A 5,598-nucleotide genomic window follows, 5' to 3' on the forward strand; every position below is an offset into this window, starting at 1 on the left:
CCCAAACCAATTCCTTACCTTTGGCGGCCGCAGTCACCGCGAGGTTGGCGACGTATTCCTTATCGACGGTGAGCGGGGCTTCCTTGACGTGCGCGCTCATCCGGGTACGCACCTGGCCGGGCCGGATCACCAGCACGCGAACCCCGTACTCACGCAACGCCTCTCCGAGCCCCAAATAGAATCCGTCCAACCCGGCCTTGGTGGAGCCGTAGACGAAGTTGGACCGCCGCACCCGCTCACCGGCGGCCGAGCTCATCGCGATGATCTGCCCGAAGCCCTGGGCGCGCATTTTCTCACCGAGCAGCACGCCCACCGAAACCGCTGCAGTGTAGTTGATTTCGGCGGCCAGCACCGCTTTCTGCTGGTTCTGCCACAACTCCTCGGCGTCACCGAGAATGCCGAAGGCGACGATCGCGACGTCTATATCTCCGTTGGCGAAGGCCGCCTCGATCATCTTCGGGTGGGTGTCGGGGTCGGTGGCCTCGAAGTCGATCAGCTCGACCGAGCGCGCACCGGCGGCCTTCATCTGGGCCACCGCGGCGTCCCGGGCCGGATCATTGGGCATGGCGGCCAAGGCAATTCGCGCGTGCGCGTTCTGCAGGTAGCGTTCGCAGATGGCCAGGCCGATCTCGGAGGTACCGCCGAGCAGCAGGATGGTCTGCGGATTACCTACGGCATCGAGCACCATTTACAGCAGCTCCAAACGTCGGGCCATGTCGGAGGCGAAGACCCGCAGGGGGTCGGCCTTGCGGCGTATCGCGATCCATTCGTCGATGCGCGGATACATGGCGTGGAAGGTTTCTGCGCTCACCCGGGAATCCTTGGCGGTGTATACCCTTCCGCCGAATTCCAGGACGCGCCGGTCGAGTTCGTTGAGGAACTCATTGATCCCCGGCTTGTTGGGGAAGTCCATGGCGACGTTCCAGCCGGCCATCGGGAAACTCAGCGGCGCGCGGTTGCCCGGGCCGAAGAGCTTGAACACGTTGAGCGCCGAGTAGTGCCCGCTGGTCTGGATCCAGCGGATGATGGCCTTGAATTCGTCCATCGCGTCCGGCGGAACCAGGAATTGGTGTTGGGCGAAACCCCTTGGGCCGTAAGCATTATTCCAGCCGCTGACCAGATCGAGCATGTGGTAGAACTGCGACAGGTTCTGGATCTTGCCGCTGTAGGTTCCGCCCAGCCGGTAATACACCTCGCCGATCGCCATGAACGACAGCTTGTTCATGGCGCTGACGGGAAACACGTCCGGCACCGTCAACAGCTGCGGCGCATCGAATTTCAGCGGGTTCTTGGCCAGCTTCTTGGGTAGCTGGTCCAGCTTGGCCAGGCTGCCCCGGCTGACCGCGGCGCGGCCCAGCTTCGGTGGCGGGCTGATCAGGTCGAACCAGGCGCTGGAGTAGGTGTAGTTGGCTTCGCTGCCGTCGAGGTGAACGGCGACCGTCTCGTCGAGGTCCTTGGTGGCGATGCCGTCGGCGATGAAATACGCCGTCTCCGTCGGAGTCATGGCGATGGTGGCGCGCAGCACGATCCCGGTCAGGCCGTTGCCTCCGACGGTCGCCCAGAACAGGTCCGCGTCCTCGCCGTCGGGGGTGATGGCGCGGACGGTGCCGTCGGCCATGAGCAGGTCCATCGAGCGGACGTGGTTACCGAAGCTGCCCGCGCTGTGGTGGTTCTTGCCGTGGATGTCGCAGGCGATCGCGCCGCCGACGGTGACCTGACGGGTTCCCGGCAGCACCGGGACCCAGAGCCCGAACGGCAGCGCGGCCTTCATCAACTGGTCCAGGCTGACCCCGGCGTCGACGTCGACCAGCCGGGTGTCGGCGCTGATCGAGTGGATGCGGTTGAGCCCGGTCATGTCGATCACCAGGCCGCCGCCGTTTTGGGCGTTGTCGCCGTAGGAGCGGCCCAGGCCGCGGGCGATCACGCCCCGGCCCTTGGGATCGTCCGAGTCGGCCACCCGGGCCACGGCCTTCGCGATCACCTCGGGATCGCGGGTGGAGAGCACCTGGGCCACCGACGGCGCGGTGCGCCCGAAGCCCATCAACTGGGCGGGCTTGGTCACGGGATCGGTGCTCGACATCGTCAAAGAGGGTACCGCCTGCCGATGGCGGCTCAGCGGATGCGGAAGATTACGGCCCGCTGCACCACGAAGTTGATCACCGTCGCGGTGCCCTGGGCGATCACGAATGCGACCAGCGGCGCCCACCCCCGGTAGTGCAGCAACGCCAGGCACAGGTGGTTGAGCCCGACCTGGACCGCGAACGTGACGGCGTAGAGAACCATGACGGCGACGAACCGGGCGGTACTGGGGTTCGCCTGGAAGGTCCAGCGGCGGTTGATCAGGTAGGCGGTGATGGTGCCGACGATGAAGCTGGTGGCCTTGGAAAGGTCGACCTGGACGCCCAGGACCTTCCACAGCAGCAGGTAGAGCCCGAAGTCCACGATTCCCGCCAGGCCACCGGTGACGACGAACCGGATGACCTGCGTCGTGAGGGGCAAGCCCGGGCGCACGTCCTCGGACGCGGAATCGGGCAGCGGGGCAACCATCGAGGGGAGTCTACGGGGCCGCCGGGCTTTTCCCGGCGAGCGTCAGCGGGGCAGCTTGACCGAGATCAACTCGACCTGGTTCTCGCCCTGCGGCGTCGAATAGGTGACCGTGTCGCCGGGTTTGCGGCCGGCCAGGGCCTGGGCCAGCGGACTGCGCGCGGTCAACGTCTCGCCCTCCCCGCCGACGGGAGTCTCCTCGACGATGGAGATCACCTGCATCGTGACCACTTCACCGTCGGCGAACCGCAGCGTCACCTCGGTGCCGCCGGGCAGCGTCTCCGACGCGTCGGTGTCCGACGGCCCGGCCCGTAGGCGCCGGTCCAATTCGGAGATCCGGTCGGTGAGCACCACCAGTTCCTCCGCGCGCTGGATCGCCTCGGCCGCGTCACCGTGGTCGCCCACCATCCCGCGGTCGTTCTTGACCTCGGCCTCGAGGCGCTCGCGCCGTTGCCGTAGCCGGTCCAGCTCCGCTTCGAGGTTGTTCCGCGCGGCGTCCGCTGCCGATGGGACCTTTTTGCTCACGTCGGTGGACCTTTCGACCGGTTGCTCAGGTGGCGTTTCAGTGTGACACCACGACGGGGCCCCCGCCACCACCTAGAACGGCGGCGTGGCCGTCGAAGTGGCATGTCACCGGCGCCTCGGCGGACGCATCGCGTCGAGCCCATCCCCGGCCGTCGCCGCAACCGTGCTCCGCACCATGTGGCGCGGCTCGCGCGCCGGCCACGGGCGGCCGCGGTGCATGATCGCGCGGTTGTCCCACATCACCACGTCGCCCTTGCGCCACGCGTGCAAGTAGCTCGTTCCGGGGGCGGTCGCCGCCTGAGTCAGCTCGAAAAGCAAGTCCTGGGCCGCTGTACGCTCCATGCCCTCGATCGCGAAAGTGTGCGAGGCCATGTACAACGCCTTGCGGCCGTTAACTGGATTCGTCCAGACGAGACGCCAACACTGCGGCGGCAGCGCCGCCCGTTCAACGGGACCGACAAGGTCCGGCGCGATCTTGGCGCGCGAAAAGGCGTACTCGTGCCAGGCGAAGGAGTTCTCCAGCTGCCGTTGCAGCGCCGGATCGAGGCGGTCGAACGCAAGCCGCGTCGAGACGTACTCGGTCTCGCCTCCCCGTGCAGGAACGATGCGCGACGACAGCACCGAAGCCAGCGCCGGCACCCGCTTGAACGAACTGTCGGTGTGCCACAGCTGGTTCGCCTTGTTTTCGAGAGCAAGCCGGTGATCCTCGGGCACCACGTTGCCCTCTTCGTCGAGGGTCTTGAGCACCACGAGGTTGCTGCCGGCGCCCACCGACCCCGGCTTGGTAACCTCGAGCGGGCCGAACCGGCGCGAGAAGGCAAGTTGCGCTTCATCGGTGACGTCCTGGTCACGAAGGACCAGAACCGAATGCTCCTCGAACGCCGCGCGCACCACCGCGTATACGGCGTCGTCGGAAGCAATCTCGTGGATCGTCACTCCACGCAATTCGGCGGCAAAGCCCGGGCCCAACGGGACGATGTCCATCGCGCGCCCTCCATCGTTCATCTGAGCACGAATGTCCACCCAAAAAGGGTCCCCGGCAACCCAGCCAGCATGGGAGTTCGAGCGACAGCACCCCAGCGGCTACACCCAGTACGGCACCCGGGCGCGATATTGGCGCATCGCGAACGCGGCCAGCAGCCAGCCGACGGCGGTCAGCACCAGCACCACGGCCCAGTGCCGCAGTTCCTGATGCGAGCCCAGCAGCGGGGCGCGCACGATGTCGAGGTAGTGCAGCAGGGGGTTGAGTTCGACGATCTTCGACCAGCGCCCGGCGCCCTGCTGCCGCAGGGTGTCGTCGTTCCAGATGATCGGCGTCATGAAGAACAGCAGCTGCACGATCGAAAACAGCAACGGGCCGATGTCGCGGTAGCGGGTGGCCAGGATGCCGAAACACAGCGACACCCAGATGCAGTTCAGCACGATCAGCGCCAGCGCGGGGAGCACCGAAAGGTCGGCCCACGACCAGGGTTTGGGGAAGATCATCGCGATGACGACGTAGATGACGATGTTGTGCGCGAACAGGATCATCTGCCGCCACACCAGCCGGTAGACGTGCACGCTCAGCGGCGTGGGCAACTGCTTGATCAGACCCTCGTTGGCGACGAAGACGTCGGCGCCTTCCAGGATGGCGGCGTTGATCAGGTTCCAGATGATCAGCCCCAGCGTGACGTACGGCAGATGCACCGACAGCTCGAGATGAAACAGCTTGGAGTACAAGCCGCCCATCGCGACGGCGGTGGTACCGGTCGCGATGGTGATCCAGAACGGCCCCAGCACCGAACGCCGGTAGCGCTGCTTGATGTCCTGCCAGCCCAGGTGCAACCACAGCTCATGACGGCGGAAGCCGTCGACGAGATCGCTGCGGGCGCGGGTAAAGGTGCGCGACTGTGCCGCCGCGTCAACGAAAGTCACTGCGTTCCTTCCGGTTTCCCGAACCGCTCGCGACGCCCCAAGCGCCGCAACCGGATCCACTCGGCCAGTCCCCGCGGGTCTTGACGGCTCACCAGGAAGAACCAGCCGAACCGGACCCACTCCTGCACCACCAGCTTGCGCAGGCCGGGCTGCGCCAGCAGGTAGCCGCGGTTGCGGTAGGTGTAAAACCGCTTGGTGGGGTTGTCGGGATATTGGGTGTGCATCCGGCCGCCCAGGATCGGCCGGAACTCATCGGATCCGCAGGGATGCAGGTAGACGGTGTCCAGGCAGGTCCCGAACGGCAGGCCGGATCGCACCAGCCGGCGGTGCAGTTCCACCTCGTCGCCGCGGATGAACAGCCGCAGATCCGGGACACCGACGGCGTCCAGGGTGGCGGCCCGAAACAACGCGCCGTTGAACAGCGACGCGATCCCGGGCAGCAGGTCCTGGCCCGCCTCGGTGCGTAATTCGCTTGTGCGCCTGCGCCATACCAGGCCGCGACGCAACGGGAACGCCAGCCGCTCCGGGTCGGCCATGTTGCACACCATCGGCGACACCTCGGCCAGGCCGTACTTCTCGGCACACGCCAGCAGGGTGGCCAGCACGCCCGAATCC

The 5,598-nt window shown here is 66.5% G+C and carries 7 protein-coding genes; all 7 read right to left on the bottom strand.

Annotation, left to right across the window (positions count from 1 at the left end; all coding sequences use genetic code 11):
- A partial coding sequence (locus A5646_RS00040) for a decaprenylphospho-beta-D-erythro-pentofuranosid-2-ulose 2-reductase (protein WP_067018907.1) occupies window positions 1-688 on the bottom strand: 688 nt, incomplete at its 3' end.
- Entirely contained in the window at window positions 689-2,080 is a 1,392-nt protein-coding gene (locus A5646_RS00045) for an FAD-binding oxidoreductase (RefSeq protein WP_066876956.1), read from the bottom strand.
- Between the two features lie 32 nt (window positions 2,081-2,112).
- Complete coding sequence (locus A5646_RS00050; protein ID WP_156748758.1) at window positions 2,113-2,478, bottom strand: GtrA family protein; 366 nt, start codon at window positions 2,476-2,478, stop codon at window positions 2,113-2,115.
- A gap of 111 nt (window positions 2,479-2,589) precedes the next feature.
- A complete protein-coding gene (locus A5646_RS00055; protein ID WP_066873046.1) occupies window positions 2,590-3,069 on the bottom strand; it encodes a GreA/GreB family elongation factor in 480 nt (159 codons plus the stop codon).
- 105 nt (window positions 3,070-3,174) lie between these two features.
- The gene (locus tag A5646_RS00060) at window positions 3,175-4,053 is read right to left on the bottom strand and encodes a TauD/TfdA family dioxygenase (RefSeq protein WP_067018910.1); all 879 of its coding nucleotides are present in this window, start codon (window positions 4,051-4,053) and stop codon (window positions 3,175-3,177) included.
- Window positions 4,054-4,152: 99 nt separating this feature from the next.
- Window positions 4,153-4,983, bottom strand: a complete 831-nt coding sequence (locus A5646_RS00065; RefSeq protein WP_066873040.1) for an ABC transporter permease — start codon at window positions 4,981-4,983, stop codon at window positions 4,153-4,155.
- On the bottom strand, window positions 4,980-5,598 hold a 619-nt coding region (locus tag A5646_RS00070; RefSeq protein WP_197505077.1), incomplete at its 5' end, for a glycosyltransferase family 2 protein. The genes A5646_RS00070 and A5646_RS00065, both read right to left, overlap by 4 nt.

The organism is Mycobacterium sp. 1245499.0 (assembly GCF_001673615.1).
Taxonomy (GTDB): Bacteria; Actinomycetota; Actinomycetes; order Mycobacteriales; family Mycobacteriaceae; genus Mycobacterium; species Mycobacterium europaeum_A.

Bases quoted from the DNA above. Each gene is read 5' to 3' on its own strand.
- A5646_RS00060 (WP_067018910.1), bottom strand. From the start codon at position 4,053: ATGGACATCGTCCCGTTGGGCCCGGGCTTTGCCGCCGAATTGCGTGGA.
- A5646_RS00045 (WP_066876956.1), bottom strand. From the start codon at position 2,080: ATGTCGAGCACCGATCCCGTGACCAAGCCCGCCCAGTTGATGGGCTTC.